This window comes from Pseudomonas sp. MWU12-2037, from assembly GCF_023242345.1.
GTDB classification, from domain to species: domain Bacteria; phylum Pseudomonadota; class Gammaproteobacteria; order Pseudomonadales; family Pseudomonadaceae; genus Aquipseudomonas; species Aquipseudomonas gingeri_D.
Genome location: NZ_JALLIZ010000004.1, coordinates 372,097 through 393,548 on the forward strand (window position 1 = coordinate 372,097; position 21,452 = coordinate 393,548).

The window sequence follows — 21,452 nt, forward strand, 5'->3', positions numbered from 1 at the left end:
TAAGGCGACTCCTTGGTAGGAAGCACGCTAAACTAATTTCCACTTTATGAACATCTGATTATCAACAAGGGCCACGCTTGTGATCCGCTCGCCGTGATTGATTGCTGCACCTGGCCGCAACCCGGGAAGGGCCGCGACCATGGCGCTCTGATTACCCTGGAAGCCGTCGAACAGCTCCACCGGCAGTTGCAGCGGTGCCCGGAAGCCAAAGAAGCTATCGGCCCAGCTACCCACGAACACTTCCCCGTCACCCTGCTGCTGCCAGAGGAAGTCAGGGATGTTGAACACCCGCGCCAAGCTGTCCATTGCCTGATAGCCGGCCGCTAGGCTGTAGAAGTAAGGCACTTTGACGCCAGCGTAAGGATGATCCGGCATTGCCGGCGCGGGAGCCAGTGGCGCAGCAGTCATCATCAGCGGGGGCTGTACGCTCATCAGCTGTTGGGTGCTGACCAGTGGCGGCACCTGTGGGGTGTCCACCTTTGGCGCGGCGATGTTAGGCAGCTCCGGCGTCTGGGGCAGGTCGCTGAAAATCGCATCGATCTGGACGCCCGGGATCTTGTTCATCAGCTCGACCAGGCCATTGATAGCCCGCTTGAAGATGTTGACGATGCCGTCCCAGGCAGCCTGGGCCATGCCTGACCAGCCACCCATTGAACTGAACCAGTCGCTCAGCTTCTGGAATTGCTCGCTGACCCACTTGAACGCCTCGCTGTTCATCAGCGCCGTGGTCCATTCGTCCCAGTACACGACAGCGGCGATTACGGCCGCGACTAGCGCGACAATCGCGATCACGATCCACACGATCGGGTTGGCCAGCAACGCGGTGTTGACCAGCCAGATCACGCCCTGCCAGATCAACATCGCGGTCCTGACCAGGCCCATCCAGGTGTACATCAGCACCAGGCCGGCGACGAAAGCGACGGTCATGACGGTGTGATAGAGGAACATGGCGATACTGCGGTATCCGAGACCATCGCCCTGGCCTGGGAGGATGTAGACCTGGAGCAAGGCACAGTGACCTTTCGCAGGTCCAAGGTGCGCGGGGCGTACAGGGTGACGAAAACCCGGCGGTCGACGCGCAGGGTCCGCCTACTCGCACCCGCCTGGGAAGCACTGCAGAAGATCGATGCGTTGAATCGGAAAAGGAAAGCGGAAACCGTTGATATCGTCGAGCGGGACAACAAGACAGTGCGCCAACACAAACTGCACTTTGTCTTCTTGAACACTAAAAGCGGCTTGCCGCACGTCAATGACTTCGTCATACGGGACAGATTCTTTAAGGCTCACTTGCTCGCGGCTGGCGTTCGCTATCGCGGGCCTGGCCAGTGCCGGCACACGTACGCCAGTCAGTTGCTGACCACCGGTGTAGCGTCGATCGACTGGATAGCCGAACAGATGGGACATACCAACGGGCACATGATTCGCCAGCACTATGGGACGTGGATCAATGAGGACGGGCCGGATGTCATCGGGATGCTGCAGTTAGCATTAAAGATTTAGTAAACCAGACTTCCCTGGTCCGGTGTACCAGTCCATGGGAGTCTGGTATCCGGGGGCTAATAAAAAGCCCCACACCTGGCTCAGTTGCGGGGGCCTCTTTCACATAAGTGGCGTTCTGTCTACCGATCGCCTAAGGCCTCAATCAGCCATAAGCTGGCGCTCACCCTCAATCCTTTGGAGATCGGATTTAAAGCTCAATCAGCGAGGCCAAGCTTTCTGCTAAACCAGAGGTAATCTGTATAGTCAAATGCACCTCCAAACAATTCATCTATTCTCGTTTTGATGATTGTATAATCATGACGAGCGCGACCTCTATCGTGGCATTGAGGGTTGTTTTCAATTTTTTCAGCTAGATACTTAATGGACTTTTCATTAAATAATTTTATGTACTGAGGGATTGCCACTTGAAAGCGCGAATCCGCCTGATCATAATTTGTGCTGACTCCGTAGTACGTTGAGGCAATCATACAAAACTTCTCTTGCCACTCCTCAGAGTCAGAAAGCTTAAGTATAAAATCAAATTGATATGAAGTAAAAACTGGTTTGTCTTTTACAATCCACTCTTGCAGGTCATCTCCGTGCTTGAAAATATTCTCCTTTATAAACCATCCTGCAGTTTTGCCTATAGGATCGTTCTCTATGTAATGTTCAACTTTCAAACGAGCAGCGTCGCTTAAAGCGGGGAATAACTCGTGATTTCCAGAAAGAAAGAAAATAAGATATTGCAAAGGGCTACCAGTGCTAGCCAGATTACTATAGAAATCGACATCTCCTCGTATTACTCCAAGCAGCAAAGCTTTGTTTCGGGCAGCTATTACCTCAAGAACATGAAGATTGATTACCCTGTTAGTTTCGCACTGCTCGTTTTCAATTCTAAATACAATCTTCCATAGCGAGCGGAATATATTTAGCTCAACTGGCGCGGTGGTCCTATCAAAATACCGACTCACAACATATTTTTTTACTTTTGATCTGCTATTAAGTATTTCACGAGACTCTGAAATATCATCAAGCAATTCTTGAAGAATATGCTGAGTATAGAAAGGAGGCTTGGTTAAAACATCGGCCAAAGTGTTTCGAATTAATGCTCTAACGGTTTCTTTGTTCGGTGAATGCAGTTCACGCTCCCTGTTCAAAACAGGATGCGCTGAAAGGTGTCTTTGCTTTTGCAGATATCTCAAATTTTCGTATTCGGAACTATCCAGCAAATTTGTTTTATCATTTACCTCATCAATCAACTTCAGCTCCCAAGCGGCAGACTTCTGATCCACATCTTGAATCTTACTCACCTCATCTAATATTGCCTTAGCCGATCCATCATCATATAAATCGATTAGATTTTGTAACTTATAGACAATGTCGCATATCGCTACCGACCAAAGCATCACCACTGCGGATCTATAATTTCCGTTTTGATATGAAGACAAAACCTCCCTAAAATACTCTTTTGTCTTGCCATAGTGAATGCTGTCTGACATTTTTTCTAACGAGAACTCGTCCATAAAATTTCCGATTAGTAGTTTGGTATCGTGGTGCGTTAAATGATAACTCTAGAACGCGTCAATAGAATTGAAGCAGGCTCCTTATACTTCGCAGTTCGTGAATCCGCAAAGTCCTTCAGGAGCGGCTGCTATCGGCCAATTGCTGCTAGTCAATACGGGCAGAAAGCGGCCGATTTCTGCCTGCAAGGGCGACTCCCTAGAATCGCCGCAGTCACATAATCGCATCTTTAATCGCTTTCGCGTTTGTATCCAGGGTTTCCATGGCCACGACCGCGTTTTCTGCAACTGTCTCTACACCATTCTCTGAAAGCCATTTCGTGACCTCCTCTATCGCCGCCGCCAGGGCATGCTGGTTGTGCAGAAGCAATGTCAGGGCATCAGCCGTGGCAATGTTGGAGTCTGAGTTATCTGGCATGGAAGTCGTCCTTGGAGGGTGATCGGGAAAGGCTAGTTCATCTGGTCGCTGGCGCCGTCTGCTCAGTCATTCAGGCGGATCTATTTCCGCGCCAGAATGGAGCATCTGTCCCATATGGCTATTTTTGAGACACCAAAAACCACAAACCCCCGACTTTCTCTAGGAAAATCAGGGGTTTGTGTTTGCAGAATGTGGCGGTGAAGGAGAGATTCGAACTCTCGATACAGTTTCCTGTATACACACTTTCCAGGCGTGCTCCTTAAGCCACTCGGACACTTCACCGTATCTCGTCAAACTTATTCAGTCTGTCGAGGCGCGCTAATGTAGTCGAAAGCTTTTCCGATGGCAAAGGTTTTTTTCAGAATTTTCATGCGGTTAAGTCAATCAGCCGCTCTCCCCCAGCCCCTCGGCCCGCGGAGCAGGGCAAAACCGCCAATCTCCGGCCCGGCGCGCAGCGTTCTATCCTCTCCCCGACAGGCCCGCCGCAAGCTGTCAGCCCGGCCCGAACGCGAAAAAGCCTGACTCACCAGTCAGTCACGGCGCTTTACCTGACCCCGGCGGCTGGGTAACGTCTGCCCCACTTCTATATAAGGAATTGCGTCATGAGTGAATTGATCTCTTACCACCTCGACGACGGTATCGCGACCCTGACCTTGAGCAATGGCAAGGTCAATGCCATTTCCCCGGACGTGATTGCCGCGTTCAACGCCGCCCTGGACCAGGCCACCGCCGACCGCGCCATCGTGATCATCACCGGCCAGCCCGGTATCCTGTCCGGCGGCTACGACCTGAAAGTGATGACCGCCGGTCCCAGGGAAGCCGTGAGCCTGGTGACCGCCGGTTCCACCCTCGCCCGCCGCCTGCTGTCCCACCCTTTCCCGGTGATCGTCGCCTGCCCGGGGCACGCGGTGGCCAAGGGGGCTTTCCTGTTGCTCTCGGCCGACTATCGCATCGGCGTCGAAGGGCCGTTCAGCATCGGCCTGAATGAAGTGCAGATCGGCATGACCATGCACCACGCCGGGATCGAACTGGCCCGCGATCGCCTGCGTCGTTCGGCATTCCACCGCTCGGTGATCAATGGCGAGATGTTCAACCCGCAGGATGCCGTGGACGCCGGGTTCCTCGACAAGGTGGTGGCCGCCGATGCGCTGAAGGACACCGCACTCGCCGCCGCCCAGGCGCTGAAGAAGATCAATATGACCGCCCACAAGAACACCAAGCTGAAAGTGCGCAAAGCGCTGCTGGAAACCCTGGATAACGCGATCATTCTCGATCAGGAACATATGGGCTAAGCCTCGGGTGTAGGCCTTCAGCGCACAGGCACGCTCAAGGCCGTCAAAAGCTTCGCGGGCAAGCTCTGCTCCTACAGATTTTTGGTGTAAGCAGAGTTTGTGTATGACGACCAACTGTAGGAGCCTGGCTTGCCAGCGAAGAGGCCTTCAAGGCCGCCAAAAGCTTCGCGGGCAAGCCCTGCTCCTACAGGATTGTGGTCGTATCCAGCATGTGTGTTCGGGCGAGGTATCTCTGGAGCGACTCCCCGTTTTGCAAGGCACAACCTCGCAACCGCTCTAGCCCGCACCTGTCGCCAGCAAGCGGAAACATGCGCTAAAACATCGCCATCTCCCGGCTACAGACGGCAATTGCCGAAAACAGTGCACATCCGTACACTGAGCCACCTTTTGTCCGGGCGGAACCTGTAGATGTTGTTTTTGCTGCGTATGTTGTTGATGGGACTGCATTTTGTGCTGGCCGGGGTGCTCGGTGTGTTGCTCGGGCTGTGTCGCCCCTTCAATCCGGACAACAGCCGGCTGTGTGCCCGCCTCTATGCGTTGCCTGCGATGTGCATCCTGCGCCTGCGGGTCAAGGCCGAGGTCAGCGCCTTGACGGACAAACCCCACAGCTGTGTGATCGTCGCCAATCATCAATCCAACTATGACCTGTTCGTCTTCGGCAATGTGGTCCCCCGCCGCACCGTGTGCATCGGCAAGAAAAGCCTGAAGTGGGTCCCCCTGTTCGGCCAGCTGTTCTGGCTGGCCGGCAATGTACTGATCGACCGCGGCAACGCCCACAAGGCCCGGCGTTCCATGCTGGCCACCACCGAGACCTTGCAGCACAAGGACACCTCGATCTGGGTCTTCCCGGAAGGCACGCGCAATCTGGGCGAAGAACTGCTGCCGTTCAAGAAAGGCGCGTTCCAGATGGCCATTGCCGCCGGCGTGCCGATCGTGCCGGTGTGTGTCAGCAGCTATATCAAGCACATGCGCCTGAACCGCTGGCGCAGCGGCAAGATCCTGATCCGCTCGCTGCCGGCGATTCCCACCGCCGGGCTGACGCTGGACGATATGCCCATGCTGATCGCCGAATGCCGGGAGCAGATGCGCAGCTGCATCGAAGCCATGGATCGACAACTTTTCCCCGAACTCCCACGCGTTTGCTGACTCTGATCAGGCACGGCGGGATAAGCTGCACCCCGCCCCTCCCTCAAAAAAGAAGAAGTGATCAGCACTATGGGTAGAGTCGTTGCCTCGGCGGTTTACAGTGCCGGCAGGAAAGTCCGGGATATCACACTCGATGAAGGCAGCGCCTGGGCGGCCAAGCCCGACCACTTTGTCTGGATCGGCCTCGAAGAGCCCAACGCCCAGGAACTGGCCAACCTGCAAAAGCAGTTCAATCTCCACGAACTGGCCATTGAAGACGCCCTGGAAAAACACAGCCGACCCAAGCTTGAAAGCTTCGGCGATGCACTGTTTATCGTCACCTATTCGCCGGTGCGCCATGAAGGCAAGCTGGAGTTCATCGAAACCCATATCTTTGCCGGCAACGGCTACATCATCACTTGCCGCAACGGCCACTCCAAATCCTACGCCCACGTCCGGCAACGCTGCGAAGCACGGCCGCTGCTGCTGGAGCACGGCGAGGACTTTGTGCTGTATGCCCTGCTCGACTTCGTCACCGAGAGCTATCAGCCCGTCAGCGAAGCCATCCACGCCGAGATCGACGAGCTGGAAAAGAATGTGCTCGGCAGCGCCCTGAACGAAGGCGATATCCAGCGCATCCATCATCTGCGCCGGGACGTGCTGCGCCTGCGCCGCTACGTCGCGCCGATGGTGGAGATCAGCGAGGAGGTGTCGCGCCTGGACTTCCCGTTCATCGACAAGAACATGCGCCCGTATTTCCGCGACGTGCAGATCCATGTCACCCGCCAGATGGAAGACCTGGCGACGCTGCGCGATATCGCCAGTCAGACCATCGAGATCGGCGTGCTGCTGGAGGCGGCGCGCCAGAGCGTGGTGCAGCGCAAGTTCGCCGCCTGGGCGGCGATCCTGGCGTTTCCGACAGCAGTGGCCGGGATCTACGGGATGAACTTCCAGAATATGCCGGAGTTGAGCTGGCACTACGGCTACTTTGCCGTTCTGGGGTTCATCTCGGTAGGCTGCGTGACGTTATGGGCCAGCTTCAAGAGATCCGGCTGGCTATAATTCAACGCCGCTGATGGGGCCGCCCAGGCCCCTGAAGGCACCTGTCGACGCCCTCACCGATTCAGGCCGATGCCGCCTCTGGCTTATGCGCCACAAAACGCATCATCCATTCTGCAACAGTGGTGCCGTGGTGCTCGTGCACCAGGCTCGCCACGCCGTTGGAGTAGATCTGCTCGCCAAGAAACTCCTGGCGGATCTCCAGCAGCGCCCGGGAGTAGTCGTGGATAAATTCCGGATGCCCCTGGAAGCACAGCACCTGGTCGTTGATGTGGTACGCGGCAAACGGGCAGAAATCGCTGGAGGCAATCACCGTCGCATTTTCCGGCAGTGCGGTGACTTGGTCCTGGTGGCTGATCAACAAGGTCAGTTCTTCGCGCACCGGGCTCATCCACGGCGCCTTGGCGGCCATCTTGTATTGATGGATGCCCACGCCCCAGCCCTGGGTCGCCCGCTCGGTCTTGCCGCCCAGCAGCAGCGCCAGCAATTGATGACCGAAGCAGATGCCCAGCAGCTTGTCACCACGCTCGTAGCGGTTGAGCAGGTAAACCTTGAGGGTCTGGATCCACGGATCGCTGCCGAAGGAGTCGGCCTTGCTGCCGGTCACCAGGTACGCGTCGAAACTCAGCTCGTCACTCGGGTAGTTGCCCTGCATCACATTGTAAATGCTGAACTCGGCCGCGATCGGTTGCCGGGAGAACAGGCGCTCGAACATCTGCCCGTAGCCCTGATATTGATCGACCAGTTCCGGGCGCAGGACATCGGTTTCCAGAATGCAGATGCGTAACGACATAAAAATACCTGACACAAAAAGATAAAGAATGAAACCCGAGCCTGCCTTGAAACCTGCTTTCAAGGCAAGCACAGAACGCGCGCTCGCAAGCTCCGGTTCAGCTTGCCGGCAAACCGACGAAAGGGAGGCCGAACGGCCGTGCCCCTCACACTCGGACGAACGGTAGTCTGCTAAGGGACAGTCGCTTTTCACCCTTGCACGTGTCTAGCAAAAGGCCCGCTAGCCGGCTGGCGATATGCCTCATGCCTTTTTAAAAAGATTTCTTGATCTAATGATACGAAATGGTTCTAAGCCAAGTGTGACGCGGGCTCTAAGGTTAAGCCTGTAGCGATGGCCGTCGGGTTTTGCCGGGGCATCGCCTACGTCAGCTTTAGCATTGTTGTCAGTAGTCGTCGTCAGGAATAACAACAAAAGGCAGTCCGCCATGTTCAAACATTCGAAAATCCGTCAAGCCGGTCTCATCGTCATCGCCACCACATTACTATTGATCCTGCCGAACCTCACCAAAGTGATCGGCTAGACGCTCTGTGGCGTGTTTCCCGGCAACCCCGCACCGACCTTTATGGGTTCACTACCGAAGTGCGGTTTTGTGTGCCAATCTTGAGCCATGACTCGATGGAGGGTGGCTCATGCGCTACTGGATCATCATTACCGCGCTGCTCATCAGCTTTTCCGCCCAGGCCGGCATTATCGATGTGAATCGCGCGGTGGACGAAATCCGCGACGGTGCGCTGATTCTCGATCTGCGTAATAACGCCGATTTCGCCGCCGGCAATGTGCACAACTCGCTGCAAGTCGACCTGGCCCTGGAGGACGGCACCGGCAACAACGCCGAGGGCCTGGCCTACCAATTGCGCCAGGTGGTGTTCGATCCCAGCGCCACGGTGGTCATCTATAGCGACACCAACCAGCACGCCCTCGATGCCGAAGACACGCTGATCAAGCATGGCTACCTCGGCATCGTCAACGGCGGTAATTACGAAGAATTGCGCGACGCGATCTTCGACCATGTCGAAGACACCCCGAGCTGGGTCTTCGAAAACGACGACAACACGGCCGACGAGGCCGCACCATCAGGTCCTCCTGCCGAATGAAACCGCTGATACTGCTCACCTCCCTGCTGTTCTGCCCTGCCCTTTACGCCGCGCAACTGGAACTGCCCCAGGGCAGCGGCAGCCGGACCTGGCAAACCGAGGAACTGCTGGGCCAGGCCCAGACCATCACCGTCAAGGATGATGTCTCCTACAAGCGCGATATGACCTATCGCGCCGTGCCGATGGCGGCATTACTACAAGGCATCAAGGCCGACGATCATCTGCAGGCGGTGGCGCTGGACGGTTTCGCCGCCGAGATGGCCGCCGCCCCGTTGTTGAATCGCCAAGGCGCGCAGGCCTGGCTGGCGGTGGAGGATCCGGCTCAGCCCTGGCCGCCACTGGCTGACGGCAAACCGAGTGCCGGGCCGTTTTACCTGGTCTGGACAGACCCGCAGGCCGGCCATATCAGTCCTGAGCAATGGCCTTACCAGATGGCCAGCATTCGCCGCCTGGCCCCGGTGGCCGAACGTTTCCCGGCCCTGCGTCCGGACCCGAAGCTGGCGGCCAATGATCCGGTGAACAAGGGCTTCGCCCTGTTCCAGAAAAACTGCATGGCCTGCCATCGACTCAACGGTGCCGGAGACGCACAAGTCGGGCCAGACCTGAACGTGCCCTACAACCCCACCGAATATTTCGCCGCGGGCTACCTCAAGCGCTATATCCGCGACCCGCAGAGCCTGCGGCACTGGCCACAGGCGAAAATGCCCGCGTTCGCCCCGGCGGTGCTGCCGGACGGCGAACTGGACCAACTGGTGGCGTACTTGAAACATATGGCCAAGCGCAAACAGCCGCTCTAAGACGTTATTGCTGCTGCACCGACAGGACCGGCAACACCGGCGTCGGTGATACCAGCACCTTGGCGTGCATCTGCTCACAGCCGCCGCCCCGGCGCATGCCACGGACCGGACAGGCATCAAGGTAGTCCAGGCCCACCGCCAGTTTCAGATGGCGCTCGGGCCGGGACAACTGATTGGTCACATCGAAGCTGTACCAGGCGTCGTCCAGCCAGGCTTCGGCCCAGGCGTGACTGGCCAGGTGCTCGCTGTTCTCGCTGTACAGATACCCCGACACATACCGCGCCGGAATCCCCAGGCTGCGTGCGCACGCCAGGAACGCGTGGGTATGGTCCTGGCACACCCCGGCGCGCCGGGCAAAGGCCTGGGCGGCGCTGGTGTCGACTTCGGTGGCACCCGGCGTGTAGGTCATGTGCTGGTTCAGCGCCTGCATCAGGTCGATCAGCGCGCTGCGATCACGCCGCTTGCGGCATTGCTTGTCGGCGAAGCCGCGCAGGGCATCGTCCGGCTCCGTCAAACGGGTCATGCGCAAGAACGGCAAGGCCGACTGGCTCTCGTGTTCGGCCTCGCGCTGCTCGTCGATATCCACCTGGCCCCGGGCGCCGATGATAATGGCTTCATGGGGCTCGTCGAGGGTCAGCACGTGGAGGATATTGCCGAACGGATCGAGCTGCGCCCGCACCGGACGCGGCAGGGTCAGTTGCCAGCTGAGCACGTGCTGGCGCTCGCTGTCGTGGGGGGTCAGACGCAAATACTGGATGCTCGCCCGAACCTGATCCTCGTAGTGATAGGTGGTCTCGTGGCTAATGGAAAGTCTCATGCAGCCTCCAGGTAGGAACTGTGGATGGCGTTGCCCAGTTCGGCAACCAGGGGAATGAACTCGATCAGCCAGGTGTGCAGGCCTTCATCGAGGATTTCATCGATACCGGTGTAGCGCAGTCGCGCGTCCATCTCGGCGGCCAGGCGCTGGGCCGGCCGGCCGTTGATGCCCGGCAGGCTGGCGAGGATCTGGTCGATTTCTTCGGTGCAGGCGCGCAATGAGCGCGGCACATCGGCACGCAACAACAGCAGTTCGGCGACCTGCCGCGCGCCCGGGGCGTCACGGTAGATCTCAGTGTAGGCCTCGAACGACGACAAGGCCCGCAGCAACGCACTCCACTGGTAATAGGCGTGGGCCGTGCCGTCGCTGACCGCGTCAGCCTGGTCGCCGGCCATGTCATAGCGGGCATCCAGCAGGCGCAGGGTGTTGTCGGCCCGTTCGATAAAGGTACCCAGGCGAATGAAACGGAAGGCATCGTTACGCATGATGGTGCCGTAGGACGCCCCACGGAACAGGTGGGAACGTTCCTTGATCCACTCGCAGAAACGACTCATGCCATAACGCCCCAGGCCCTGGTCGGCAATGCCACGAATCTCCAGCCAGGTGGCGTTGATGTTTTCCCACATGTCCGCGGTAATCCGCCCACGTACCGCATGGGCACTGGCCCGTGCCGCCCGCAGGCAGCTGAAGATGCTCGCCGGGTTGGCCGCGTCCAGGGCGAAGAAGTGCAGCAGCCGGTCGGCATGCAGCTCGCCATGGCGCTCCAGGTAATCGTCCAGGGTGCCGGTGATCAACAATGGCATGGCCATTTCATGCAGGCCGTCACCACGACCGTCCTGCGGCATCAACGACAACGAATAACTCACGTCGAGCATCCGCGCGAGGTTTTCCACGCGCTCCAGATAACGCGACATCCAATACAAATCCGAGGCAGTTCTACTTAGCATGTCAGGCTTCCTTAATCCTCGACCACCCAAGTGTCCTTGGTGCCGCCGCCCTGGGACGAGTTCACCACCAGGGAGCCTTCGCGCAGTGCGACGCGGGTCAGCCCGCCCGGCACCACGCGGGTCTCGCGACCGGAGAGGACAAATGGACGCAGATCGATATGGCGCGGGGCAATGCCGCTCTCGACAAAGGTCGGGCAGGTCGACAAGGACAACGTCGGCTGGGCGATATAGGCATGGGGCTTGGCCTTGAGCCGGGCACGGAAATTCTCGATTTCCGCGGCGCTCGCCGCCGGCCCCACCAGCATGCCGTAGCCGCCCGAGCCCTGGGTTTCCTTGACCACCAATTCAGGTAGATGCGCCAGCACGTGGGAGAGTTCCTCGGGCTTGCGACATTGCCAGGTCGGCACGTTCTTCAGAATCGGCTCTTCGTCCAGGTAGAAACGGATCATGTCGGTGACGAATGGGTACACCGACTTGTCGTCCGCCACCCCGGTGCCGATGGCATTGGCCAGCACCACATTGCCGGACCGGTAGGACGACAGCAGGCCCGGCACACCGAGCATCGAATCGGGGTTGAAGGCCAACGGATCGAGGAAAGCGTCGTCGAGGCGGCGATAAATCACATCCACCTGTTTCGGGCCGTCGGTGGTGCGCATGAAGACCTTGTCGTCACGCACGAACAGGTCGGCCCCTTCCACCAGTTCCACGCCCATTTCCCGGGCCAGGAACGCGTGCTCGAAGAACGCACTGTTGAAGCGCCCGGGCGTCAGTACCACCACGCTCGGGTTGTCCAGGGGACTGGAGCTTTTCAGTGTGTCGAGCAACAGGTTGGGGTAATGGTCGATGGGCGCGATGCGTTGGGCGGCGAACAGCTCGGGGAACAGGCGCATCATCATCTTGCGGTCTTCGAGCATGTAGCTCACGCCGCTGGGAGTGCGCAGGTTGTCTTCGAGAACGTAGTAGCTGCCGTCGCCATCACGGACCAGGTCGACCCCGGAAATATGCGAGTAGATATCGCGGTGCAGGTTCAGGCCCTGCATGGCCAGTTGGTACTGCTCGTTGGCCAGGACCTGTTCGGCGGGGATGATCCCGGCCTTGATGATCCGTTGTTCGTGGTAGAGGTCGGCGAGAAACATGTTCAGCGCCTTGACCCGCTGGATGCAGCCGCGTTCCACGACACGCCATTCACTGGCGGGAATACTGCGGGGAATGGTGTCGAACGGAATCAGCCGTTCAGTGCCTTGCTCGTCTCCATAGAGGGTGAAAGTAATCCCGGCGCGATGAAACAGCAGATCGGCCTCACGTCGCCGTTGTGCCAACAACTCCTCGGGAGTGTCGGCCAGCCAACGAGCAAATTCCCGGTAATGCGGGCGGACCTGTCCGCCGGCATCGTACATCTCGTCAAAATAGGTGCGGATCATGCCGTGCTCCTTGTCACCCGGTCACAAGAGCCTTCGCAAGGCCCGTGCCATCGGCATAAACGCTTTAATATCAACAGGTTGGATAATCATCCAACTTGCGCCGCACCATCACTGTGCAGTAAACGCCCCAATGTAATCAGCAGCGCCTCATTGCGAAGCAGGCTTTGCCTATCCACCAGCATAGTCAGAGTTTGTCCGCCTGCGCGGGCGGTCCTTTTTTGTGCGTGATAAACAAAAACGGCCAACCCTTGGGTCAGCCGTTGCTGGTTGAAAGAAGAAGTGCACTCAATTGAGTGCCCGCACCGGGTGCTTGACGCCCCACCCTTCGATCGTACCGCCCAGGGGCTCGACCACCGCCCCGAAGTTCTGCTCGAAGTCACCGATACCGCCATAGGTGGCGTACATCACCTTGCTCAGTTCCAGGTACCAGGCGCCGTCGTCGCGGACACTGACCTGGGCATTCAAGGATTCACCGCGAAACTTGCCTGCCGCCCTGCGCGCCCGCTCCTCGTCCGGGAAAACGGCATAGAACTCGATGGGATGGATGCGTGCGAAATCAAAACCGCCTTCTTTCATGCGGCGCAGCACGTTGCTGCTGATGTCTTCTTGATAGGCTGTGCTCATGAAACGTCCTCCTCAGCAAGCGTTGGATAGACTTTCCGTACTCCCGAACCAGGCACCGAACGGCGCTGGCGATACGACAAACGGGAAACAAGCATGTAGCTGACAAGACCAGACCTATAGCGAATCATTCGCTGATCTCCCTTGCAGAGTAGCGCGATGACATCGCCTCTGCCAGAGGGAATGCAGAGGAAAAAACGCGGTCAGGGTAAAGGCGTGATACTGAGGATCTCGATGCTGTTCTGATCCTTCAGGCTTTTGACTGTCGGGTCCGGGGCACGGCCTTCCAGGTCATTGAGGTCCAGTGTGGCAGGAACCGGCAACAGCTTGGCGCGAATCAATCGCGCGGCCTGTTCCAGGTCCGGTTGGCTGGCGCATTCGAACTGTTCGGTGTCCTGCACGCCATGATCGTCGACGAAGGTAACTGCCCACTTGCTCATCGGTGCCTCCTCGGTAAAGCCCATGGATGGGCTTATAACATCTGGACTGTGGGGCACGGGAGATCGTTCAACCGGATGTGAAGGCCACGGGCAAGAACACCACATTACCTTGCAGGAGCAGGGCTTGCCCGCGAAGAGGCCCTCAAGACCGCTAAAAGCTTCGCCGGCAAGCCAGGCTCGAACGTTCCGACAATGTCAGTGAACGTTTCGACAAGGTTTCAGCCCCTCACTTCTCCGCGCGTTCCTTCAGGGCCTTGAGGGTATTGAACGGCGCATCGACCACAAACTTGTTGGCCAGCCACGATGGCACGCTGCCGCCCGGCTCGGTATGCACCTGGTAAGTCACTTCGGTCATGCCGCCGTCCTTGGGCACCAGCTTCCAGAAGCCTTCGACCTGGGCGACACGGACATAACCTTTCTCTTCCGGCAGGTAGGTCGGCACTTCCTTGAGCGTGCGGGTCAGGCTGCCGTCAGCGCCCTTGGTGGTGGTGATCTGCAAGATCGAGTCACGATCGGTGACCGGGAACGGTGCCTTGAACTGGGTGTAGGTCCAGCTCAGGTCACCGTCCTTCTTCAGCAGCTTCTGCGACTTGCACTCGTGAATCCAGGCACAGGCGCCGACCACGTCTTCCTGCAGCGCCTGGATCTTCGCCACGGGCGCCTTGATCAGGGTCACGCCACGGTAGGCCTTGTACTGGGAGTTGGCCACTTCACTCAGGGAAACCTTGATGCCGTCCTGATCCTTGGCCGTTTCCCAGTTTTCCGCGTAGGCAGTACCGCTCAACAAGACAGTCAAACCACAAACCACAGCCATTCGATGCAGCGAACTCATTGTTTTATTCCTTATTGTTGAAGTTCCGGTCATTGAACACACCTTAAGCCGCTGTCATTTGCTCCCACCAGCCGATCAAGCGGATAGCCTCTTCACTGCTGCTACCGCACACCTCGGGATCGGCCTGGAAAGCCTCGCACACAGAGGGCCGTTCAGGCTTGCCAAACAGGCCGCACAGACCTTCGACCGAGAGTTGCACGCAACGTTCTCCCGCCGGCTTGCCGTTGGGCATACCCGGAATCGGTGTACTGATGGAAGGGGCGATGCAACAAGCGCCACAGCCCTCACGGCACTTCATGACGACAAGCTCCTGACAAGGGAAACGGTGTGTGGAAGACAGAGTAACCGCTAAAACGGCTGTTTAAAATTGGTCGCATAATTGTTTTTCACCGATAAGCCCCATGACCGGGCAGTCACCGACGAAGCGTTGTGCAGGGAGAGGCCGTTTTACTGTTTGAATTCAAAATCCAGGGCCGCACCGTCGACTTCCTTGCGGTTTTCGTTACGCAGCTGCAGGTCCATCTCATTCTTGAGCAAGCGCCCGTTGAGCTGGAAAGGTGTCTGTTCAGGCGTTTTTTCGAATAGCTGCGGTAACAACGGCCGACTTTTCGACAACGGCACTGCGCCCACCGGTTCAAGACGCTTGACCATCTCCTGGGGCAGACTCAGATCCAGCTGGGCCGGTGGCAGCTTGGTGTTCAGCGCGTCACTGGCCGGCACGGCCTTGGCGGCAATCGGTGCACGTCGCTTGGCCTTGCCCGGCGGCGCCTTCCGGGTTGTTGCCCGTTTACTCGGCAGCGGCTTTTTCTTCATCAGCTTGACGCTGCTGGCCGGGGTCCCGAGCGGCTTCTCCGTCGTCGCGGGCACGCTGCTGGCCTGGGCCTGCGCCGTCACAGCCACCCCCGCGCCCATGCCTGTCAGCAGGATCATCAACAGCAAACGAATGGAAAAAGTCGCTTTCATAGGCTCTACGACGTGGACGACAGAGGGCGCATATGCTCGCCTGTTGAACGCCTCCTGACAAGCAGGCGATCATCCGGGGCCGTCCATTCCTGTAGCCATCCCGTTACAAAAGCCCCGCCGCGGTCTCCTGGCACAGCTGGCTGGCCAGCATGCCGAGGGTCATCAATGCCCGTTCGGCCTCGCGGTTCCAGGGGATCCCGCAGTTGAGCCGGATACAGTGGTTGAATTGCTCGGTGTTACTGAAGATCAACCCCGGGGCGATACTGATGCCCTGCTGCAGCGCCCGCACATGCAACTCCTGGGTGTTGACCCGTCCGGGCAGGCTGACCCACAGAATGAAGCCGCCGGTGGGCCGGGTCATCTGCGTCCCTTCCGGGAAGAACTGCTGAACCGCCAATTGAAAGGCACTCAGGTTCTTCCGGTACTCCTGGCGGATATAACGCAGGTGTCGGTCATAGCCGCCGTTCTCCAGGTAGGCCGCCACCGCCATCTGCGTCACGCTGCACGCCGAGTGGGTACTGAAGGTCTGCAAGCGCTGGATTTCCTGCTGGAACTTGCCGGCGATCATCCAGCCGATGCGCACGCCGGGGGACAGGGTCTTGGAAAAGCTCGAGCAGTAGATCACCCGGTCCAGCCGGTCATAGGCCTTGAGAGCCTTGGTCCGGCCGACTTCGAACATCAGCTCGCCATAGATATCGTCTTCGACGATCTGGATATCGAAGTCCGAGGCCAGGCGCAGCAGTTGCTTCTGCCGCTCTTCCGGCATGGTTCCACCCAGCGGATTGCTCAGACGAGTGGTCAAGACCAGGGCCTTGATCGACCATTGGTTGGCCGCCAGTTGCAGAGCCTCCAGGCTCATGCCGGTGGACGGGTCGCTGGGAATCTCGATGACTTTCAGGCCCAGCAGATCGGCCAGTTGCAGCAGACCGTAATAGGTCGGCGATTCGGCGGCGATCAGGTCGCCCGGCCGGGTCAGCACCCGCAACGACATTTGCAGGGCGTCCACACAACCGTGGGTGATCACCACTTCCGATGGGTCGATCACCACCCCGGCATCGCGCATGCGAATCGCCACCTGGCGGCGCAAGGGTTCGAAACCGGGGCTGAACATGTAGCTGAAGGCCCGCGGACTGTGGAAGCGCGTGACCTTGGCCAATTGCTGGTGCAGGGCGCGCACCGGCAGGTAATCCACCGACGGCACCGCCGCGCCGAAGGGAAACACCCCTTCACGACGGGACTCGACCAGCACCTGCTGGATGATGCTGCTGCGGGTGACCAGCCCTGGTCGCTCGACCCGGGCGATGTCCGGCGTGGGCGCGGTCAGGGCCGGGGTCTGGTGAACGTAATAGCCCGATTGCGGACGCGCGCGGATCAGCCCCTGGTCTTCCAGGTTGGCATAGGCCTGCAGCACCGTGGCGTGGCTGACATTGAGCTGCGAGCTCATCTTGCGCACCGACGGCACCCGCTCACCCGGCTGATAGACGCCCCGCCGGATATCCTCGGCGAGCTGCTGCGCAATACGTTGGTAGAGCAATAGGTTGGTCATGAAGCGGCACTCGGTTTCAACGGCATTTTTATTCTTGGAAGCAACGATACCGGAACAGTTCAAAAGTGTACTGGCACAGTTTCTACAATAGTCGACAATACAGTGGCAAGAGAAGTAAAACTGTACGGGCAGCTACCATCGCGCAAACACCCCATTCCCCTGTAGGAGCCGGCTTGCCAGCGATGAGGTCCTCGAGCCTTGCGCTGCCCGCCCGGACGCCATCGCCGGCAAGCCGGACTCCTACAGGACTGCACGGTGTTTTCAAGGGGGTAACGGGCACAAAAAACCCGGCGCCTTGAGGGGGCCGGGTCTTCGTTGCAAACCGACAGCCGTCAGCGCGCCGCGCCGAGCTGGCCCTTCTCGTCGGAAAAGACAATCTCAACCCGACGGTTCTGTGCCCGTCCACGTTCGGTGGCGTTCACGTCCACCGGGTACTGGTCGCCGTAGCCCTCGACTTGGATACGCTTCTCGTCGATCCCCAGGTCCACCAGCATATCGGCCACCGACTGCGCGCGCTCGCGAGACAGTTTCAGGTTGCCGTCGGCATCGCCGGTGCTGTCGGTGTAGCCCTCGATACGCACGATACGACGCGGGTTGAGCTGGAGAAACTGCACCAGCTTGAGCACCGTGCGGTTGGCCGAGTTCTTCAGTTCCGCCTCACCGGTGTCGAACAGCACATCGCCGAGGGTCATCACCAGGCCGCGATCCTTCTGGTTACTGGTCAGGCTGGCGATCTGCTCTTCTACCCACTTGCCCTGCTGCTGCACGCTGAGCAATTTGCTTTCGCGCAACGCCAGTTGCAGGCGCTGACGCTCCAGTTCCAGCTTGGCCGCCCGCTCCTGGTTCAACGCGGTTTCGGTGTGTTCTCGGGCAATGTCGGCATAACGCTCGCTCAGGTAGGCGTAGTGCTCGACATCACCGGCGCTGCCCAGATAGCCGGACAGGCGCTCGGCCCGGGACAGGGATTCACCGGCGCGGATCACGTCCTTGGGCGCATAACGCAGCACATTGGCGTCTTCCTTGACCTTCTGGAAACTCGCCGACGCCGCCTGCAAGGCCGCCTCGCTGTCGTTCTGGCCGGCGCAACCGTACAAGCCGACACAGGCCAGCAACAACAGGCCCCCCGCCCTTGCGCTCGAATAGATCATTGAGCCGTCTCCAGTTGCTTGCGCAGGCGCGTGATGCGGGTGTTGAGCAGCGTGACCTGCTCCTGGCTCTTCTCGGTCAGGACCTTGGCTTCGGCCAGGCGTGCATCCAGCTCGGCCTGTTCAGACTTGCGCCGGGCACCACGGAAAGCATCCTCGAGCATATTGGCCTTGGCCCGGCGGAACTTGTCCTCGGCCATTTTCAGCTCAGGGACATCGTTGGCGTTGGCCCCGACGGCATGGGCCTGCGCGATGGCGCGCTCGGTCAGGCGCATCTGCTCGTTCGGCGCCGGGTCGGTGGCACAGCCCGCCAGCGCCAGCACGGCCAGGGCCGCAAATAGAGGTCGAATACTCACAAAAAAATCCCTACGGTTTTGGGGCGCTGACCGGTTGCAACTGCGCCTTCCAACGCTCCAGATTGCGCTGCAGCGCGGCTTCGGTCAGGCCGGAGGCGGGCAATTCTGTCATCTTTTTCGCCAACTGTCCGCGCAACCAGGGATCATTGCAGGCCGAGTTGTGGGAAACGGCGAGAAACAGACCGGGCTGGTCGACCGGTTGCGGATAGGCCTTGAGGTCGTTGGCCATGCCCAGGGCCTGGGTCGTGACCATGCCGGCATAACGCCCGGCCAGCACGTAGTCGACCTCGCCCAGCAGCAGCTTATGGAAAGCCGGGGTCAAGGCCGGCGTACGTTGGAGGGTCAGGCGCTCCTTGCTGAAAGTGCTGAACGGCTGGGTCAGCCGGGCCTTTTCCGAGATCGCCCCGGTGTGCCCACGCAAGTCCTCGGCGCTGTTGTAGAGCAGCGGCGAATCCTTGCGGGTCCAGACCAGGAAGTCGTTGCGCACCAGCGCCGGGTGGATGTAGTCCAGCGAATCCAGCTCATCGAGGGCGATGGGCGCATCCACCAGCAGATCCATACGCCCACTGCGCACCTCTTCCTGGGCCTGGGCACGTTTGCCGCCGTAAAGCACCTCGACCTTGAGCCCCAACTCCCCCGCCACCTGGCGCAGCAGATCGGCACTGGCGCCGATCAGGTGCACCGGGTCCTGCGGATCGCGCCACAGGTACGGCGGCGAATCCGGGCTGCCGGTGACGATCAGGCGCTCGCATTTGCCCAGTGCCTGGGCCTGCGGGGCCAATACGGGCAAGCCCAGCAGCAGTGACAGCGCAACGGCGCGAAGCCTGTCCATGACGTGAATCTCCCTTGCAAAAAAACCCGGCCAAAAGGCCGGGTTCTTTTATAAGCCAAGCCGCTGGATCAGACCAGCTTCTCGAACTCGGGTACGGCTTCGAACAGGTCCGCCACCAGGCCGTAATCGGCGACCTGGAAGATCGGTGCGTCTTCGTCCTTGTTGATCGCGACGATCACCTTGGAGTCCTTCATACCGGCCAAATGCTGGATCGCGCCGGAGATACCGACGGCGATGTACAGCTGCGGCGCGACGATCTTGCCGGTCTGGCCGACCTGCATGTCGTTCGGCACGAAACCGGCGTCGACGGCAGCACGGGAAGCCCCCACCGCAGCACCGAGCTTGTCGGCCAGGGCGTACAGGTGCTTGAAGTTGTCACCGTTCTGCATGCCACGACCGCCGGAAACGACGATCTTGGCAGCGGTCAGTTCAGGACGATCGGACTTGGCCAGCTCTTCGCCGACGAACGACGATTTGCCTGCATCATGAGCCGCGGCGACGGCTTCAACCGCGGCCGAACCACCTTCAGCGGCAACCGGGTCGAAACCGGTGGCACGCACGGTGATGACCTTGACGGCGGCGTTCGATTGCACGGTGGCAATGGCGTTACCGGCATAGATCGGACGCTTGAAGGTGTCAGCGCTTTCCACCGAGATGATCTCGGAGATCTGGTCGACGTCCAGCTGCGCGGCAACCCGTGGCAGGATGTTTTTGCCGTTGGAAGTGGCAGCAGCCAGGATGTGGCTGTAGCCCTTGCCCAACTCGACAACCAGCGGAGCGACGTTTTCCGGCAGTTGATGGGCGTAGGCGGCGTTGTCGGCCACCAGCACTTTCGACACGCCAGCGATTTTCGCGGCAGCTTCAGCCACGGCAGCCACGCCCTGGCCTGCAACCAGCACGTGAATATCGCCACCGATTTTCGCGGCAGCCGCCACGGTGTTCAGGGTGGCCGGGGCCACGACCTTGTTGTCGTGTTCGGCGATTACCAAGATAGTCATAGTCAGATTACCTTCGCTTCGTTTTTCAGTTTCTCGACCAGTTCAGCCACCGACTTGACCTTGATACCGGCGCTGCGAGCAGCCGGCGCTTCGACTTTCAGGGTCTTGTTGGTGGAGGCGGTGGAAACGCCCAAAGCATCCGGAGTCAGCACTTCAAGCGGCTTCTTCTTGGCTTTCATGATGTTCGGCAGGGACGCATAACGCGGCTCGTTCAAACGCAGGTCGGTGGTGACGATGGCCGGCAGGCTCAACGACACGGTCTGCAGGCCGCCGTCGATTTCGCGGGTCACGGCAACCTTGTCGCCCGACACTTCGACTTTCGAAGCGAAGGTGCCTTGGGCGTAACCGCTCAGGGCTGCCAGCATCTGGCCGGTCTGGTTGTTGTCGCTGTCGATGGCCTGTTTGCCGAGGATCACCAGTTGTGGCTGTTCCTTGTCGACAACGGCTTTCAACAGCTTGGCCACGGCCAGGGAGGTCAGCTCTTCAGCCGATTCAACCAGGATGGCACGGTCGGCACCCAGGGCCAGCGCGGTACGCAGTTGCTCCTGAGCGGTGGACGGACCAACGGAGACGACGACGATTTCAGTCGCGACGCCTTTTTCCTTCAGGCGTACCGCTTCTTCCACTGCGATTTCGCAGAACGGGTTCATCGACATCTTGACGTTGGCGAGGTCGACGCCGGAATTGTCCGCCTTGACGCGGACCTTGACGTTGTAATCGACAACGCGTTTGACAGCTACAAGAACCTTCATGGATTCCTCGTTACTCTCCGGTGAAAAGGAAATCGCCAGGACTCATCCTGGCGGTTGATGCTCAACGGCGCACGACTCCATAAGAAGCACAAGGGCACCTCCAAAAACGCCGGCACTTGATAAGGAAAATACCAACGCCGACCACCCTATACCGTCCGTCGGACGTGACCGGGCAGTCATGAACCGTCAAGGCGTGTAAACTCCG

22 protein-coding genes, 1 tRNA gene and 2 pseudogenes are annotated in these 21,452 nt (G+C 59.1%); 6 read left to right on the forward strand and 19 right to left on the reverse strand.

Going from position 1 to position 21,452, the window contains the following annotated elements:
* Nucleotides 1–27: 27 nt before the first annotated feature.
* Nucleotides 28–351: pseudogene (locus M5B42_RS09725) on the reverse strand (hypothetical protein); the annotation flags it as partial.
* 609 nt (nucleotides 352–960) lie between these two features.
* On the opposite strand from M5B42_RS09725, the pseudogene M5B42_RS09735 reads away from it, so the two are divergent.
* A pseudogene (locus M5B42_RS09735) lies at nucleotides 961–1,500 on the forward strand (tyrosine-type recombinase/integrase); the annotation flags it as partial.
* A 194-nt stretch (nucleotides 1,501–1,694) separates the two neighbouring features.
* Here M5B42_RS09735 and M5B42_RS09740 read toward each other — a convergent pair.
* The 3 genes from M5B42_RS09740 to M5B42_RS09750 all read right to left on the reverse strand — a co-directional run bounded on the left by M5B42_RS09740 (nucleotide 1,695) and on the right by M5B42_RS09750 (nucleotide 3,699).
* On the reverse strand, nucleotides 1,695–3,002 hold the full coding sequence (locus M5B42_RS09740; RefSeq protein WP_248745677.1) for a hypothetical protein: 1,308 nt from the start codon (nucleotides 3,000–3,002) through the stop codon (nucleotides 1,695–1,697).
* Nucleotides 3,003–3,213: 211 nt separating this feature from the next.
* Nucleotides 3,214–3,417: a hypothetical protein gene (locus M5B42_RS09745; protein ID WP_248745678.1), complete on the reverse strand. Its 204-nt coding sequence runs from the start codon at nucleotides 3,415–3,417 to the stop codon at nucleotides 3,214–3,216.
* A 192-nt stretch (nucleotides 3,418–3,609) separates the two neighbouring features.
* Nucleotides 3,610–3,699: transfer RNA gene (locus M5B42_RS09750), tRNA-Ser, on the reverse strand.
* A gap of 320 nt (nucleotides 3,700–4,019) precedes the next feature.
* On the opposite strand from M5B42_RS09750, the gene M5B42_RS09755 reads away from it, so the two are divergent.
* From M5B42_RS09755 to M5B42_RS09765, 3 genes are all read left to right on the forward strand, one after another.
* Nucleotides 4,020–4,709, forward strand: coding sequence for a crotonase/enoyl-CoA hydratase family protein (locus M5B42_RS09755; RefSeq protein ID WP_248745679.1), 690 nt, complete (start codon nucleotides 4,020–4,022; stop codon nucleotides 4,707–4,709).
* Nucleotides 4,710–5,117: 408 nt separating this feature from the next.
* Entirely contained in the window at nucleotides 5,118–5,855 is a 738-nt protein-coding gene (locus M5B42_RS09760; protein ID WP_248745680.1) for a 1-acylglycerol-3-phosphate O-acyltransferase, read from the forward strand.
* Between the two features lie 69 nt (nucleotides 5,856–5,924).
* On the forward strand, nucleotides 5,925–6,896 hold the full coding sequence (locus M5B42_RS09765) for a magnesium and cobalt transport protein CorA (RefSeq protein WP_103499483.1): 972 nt from the start codon (nucleotides 5,925–5,927) through the stop codon (nucleotides 6,894–6,896).
* A gap of 61 nt (nucleotides 6,897–6,957) precedes the next feature.
* Here the strand turns inward: M5B42_RS09765 and M5B42_RS09770 are convergent, their stop codons facing one another.
* Complete coding sequence (locus M5B42_RS09770; protein WP_103499484.1) at nucleotides 6,958–7,686, reverse strand: amidotransferase; 729 nt, start codon at nucleotides 7,684–7,686, stop codon at nucleotides 6,958–6,960.
* A gap of 629 nt (nucleotides 7,687–8,315) precedes the next feature.
* On the opposite strand from M5B42_RS09770, the gene M5B42_RS09775 reads away from it, so the two are divergent.
* Both M5B42_RS09775 and M5B42_RS09780 read left to right on the forward strand, forming a co-directional pair.
* Nucleotides 8,316–8,780 carry a rhodanese-like domain-containing protein gene (locus M5B42_RS09775; RefSeq protein WP_103499485.1) on the forward strand — a complete coding sequence of 155 codons (465 nt, stop codon included), beginning with the start codon at nucleotides 8,316–8,318 and terminating at the stop codon, nucleotides 8,778–8,780.
* Nucleotides 8,777–9,577 (forward strand): cytochrome c, encoded by an 801-nt coding sequence (locus M5B42_RS09780; protein ID WP_248745681.1) that lies wholly within the window; start codon nucleotides 8,777–8,779, stop codon nucleotides 9,575–9,577. Before M5B42_RS09775 ends, M5B42_RS09780 begins: the two co-directional genes overlap by 4 nt.
* Nucleotides 9,578–9,581: 4 nt before the next feature.
* On the opposite strand, the gene M5B42_RS09785 is transcribed toward M5B42_RS09780, so the two are convergent.
* From M5B42_RS09785 to M5B42_RS09850, 14 genes are all read right to left on the reverse strand, one after another.
* On the reverse strand, nucleotides 9,582–10,394 hold the full coding sequence (locus tag M5B42_RS09785) for a transglutaminase family protein (RefSeq protein WP_103499487.1): 813 nt from the start codon (nucleotides 10,392–10,394) through the stop codon (nucleotides 9,582–9,584).
* Nucleotides 10,391–11,341 (reverse strand): alpha-E domain-containing protein, encoded by a 951-nt coding sequence (locus M5B42_RS09790; protein WP_100940699.1) that lies wholly within the window; start codon nucleotides 11,339–11,341, stop codon nucleotides 10,391–10,393. Before M5B42_RS09790 ends, M5B42_RS09785 begins: the two co-directional genes overlap by 4 nt.
* An 11-nt stretch (nucleotides 11,342–11,352) precedes the next feature.
* Complete coding sequence (locus M5B42_RS09795; protein WP_103499488.1) at nucleotides 11,353–12,762, reverse strand: circularly permuted type 2 ATP-grasp protein; 1,410 nt, start codon at nucleotides 12,760–12,762, stop codon at nucleotides 11,353–11,355.
* A gap of 285 nt (nucleotides 12,763–13,047) precedes the next feature.
* Complete coding sequence (locus M5B42_RS09800; RefSeq protein ID WP_100940701.1) at nucleotides 13,048–13,386, reverse strand: ribonuclease E inhibitor RraB; 339 nt, start codon at nucleotides 13,384–13,386, stop codon at nucleotides 13,048–13,050.
* Nucleotides 13,387–13,586: 200 nt separating this feature from the next.
* A complete protein-coding gene (locus tag M5B42_RS09805) occupies nucleotides 13,587–13,823 on the reverse strand; it encodes a hypothetical protein (protein WP_247263424.1) in 237 nt (78 codons plus the stop codon).
* Between the two features lie 226 nt (nucleotides 13,824–14,049).
* Nucleotides 14,050–14,655, reverse strand: a complete 606-nt coding sequence (locus M5B42_RS09810) for an START domain-containing protein (protein ID WP_103499490.1) — start codon at nucleotides 14,653–14,655, stop codon at nucleotides 14,050–14,052.
* Between the two features lie 43 nt (nucleotides 14,656–14,698).
* The gene (locus M5B42_RS09815; RefSeq protein WP_248745682.1) at nucleotides 14,699–14,953 is read right to left on the reverse strand and encodes a YkgJ family cysteine cluster protein; all 255 of its coding nucleotides are present in this window, start codon (nucleotides 14,951–14,953) and stop codon (nucleotides 14,699–14,701) included.
* Between the two features lie 149 nt (nucleotides 14,954–15,102).
* Nucleotides 15,103–15,618, reverse strand: coding sequence for a hypothetical protein (locus tag M5B42_RS09820; protein ID WP_248745683.1), 516 nt, complete (start codon nucleotides 15,616–15,618; stop codon nucleotides 15,103–15,105).
* Nucleotides 15,619–15,721: 103 nt separating this feature from the next.
* A complete protein-coding gene (locus M5B42_RS09825) occupies nucleotides 15,722–17,164 on the reverse strand; it encodes a PLP-dependent aminotransferase family protein (protein WP_100940706.1) in 1,443 nt (480 codons plus the stop codon).
* Between the two features lie 332 nt (nucleotides 17,165–17,496).
* Nucleotides 17,497–18,312, reverse strand: a complete 816-nt coding sequence (locus M5B42_RS09830) for an OmpA family protein (RefSeq protein WP_152737089.1) — start codon at nucleotides 18,310–18,312, stop codon at nucleotides 17,497–17,499.
* Nucleotides 18,309–18,665, reverse strand: a complete 357-nt coding sequence (locus M5B42_RS09835) for a DUF4398 domain-containing protein (protein WP_178129733.1) — start codon at nucleotides 18,663–18,665, stop codon at nucleotides 18,309–18,311. The genes M5B42_RS09830 and M5B42_RS09835 overlap by 4 nt, the downstream gene beginning before the upstream one ends.
* Nucleotides 18,666–18,675: 10 nt before the next feature.
* The gene (locus M5B42_RS09840; RefSeq protein WP_248745684.1) at nucleotides 18,676–19,497 is read right to left on the reverse strand and encodes a transporter substrate-binding domain-containing protein; all 822 of its coding nucleotides are present in this window, start codon (nucleotides 19,495–19,497) and stop codon (nucleotides 18,676–18,678) included.
* A 68-nt stretch (nucleotides 19,498–19,565) separates the two neighbouring features.
* Nucleotides 19,566–20,495 carry an FAD-binding protein gene (locus M5B42_RS09845; RefSeq protein ID WP_248745685.1) on the reverse strand — a complete coding sequence of 310 codons (930 nt, stop codon included), beginning with the start codon at nucleotides 20,493–20,495 and terminating at the stop codon, nucleotides 19,566–19,568.
* Between the two features lie 2 nt (nucleotides 20,496–20,497).
* Nucleotides 20,498–21,247, reverse strand: a complete 750-nt coding sequence (locus M5B42_RS09850; RefSeq protein ID WP_152737091.1) for an electron transfer flavoprotein subunit beta/FixA family protein — start codon at nucleotides 21,245–21,247, stop codon at nucleotides 20,498–20,500.
* Nucleotides 21,248–21,452: the final 205 nt, after the last annotated feature.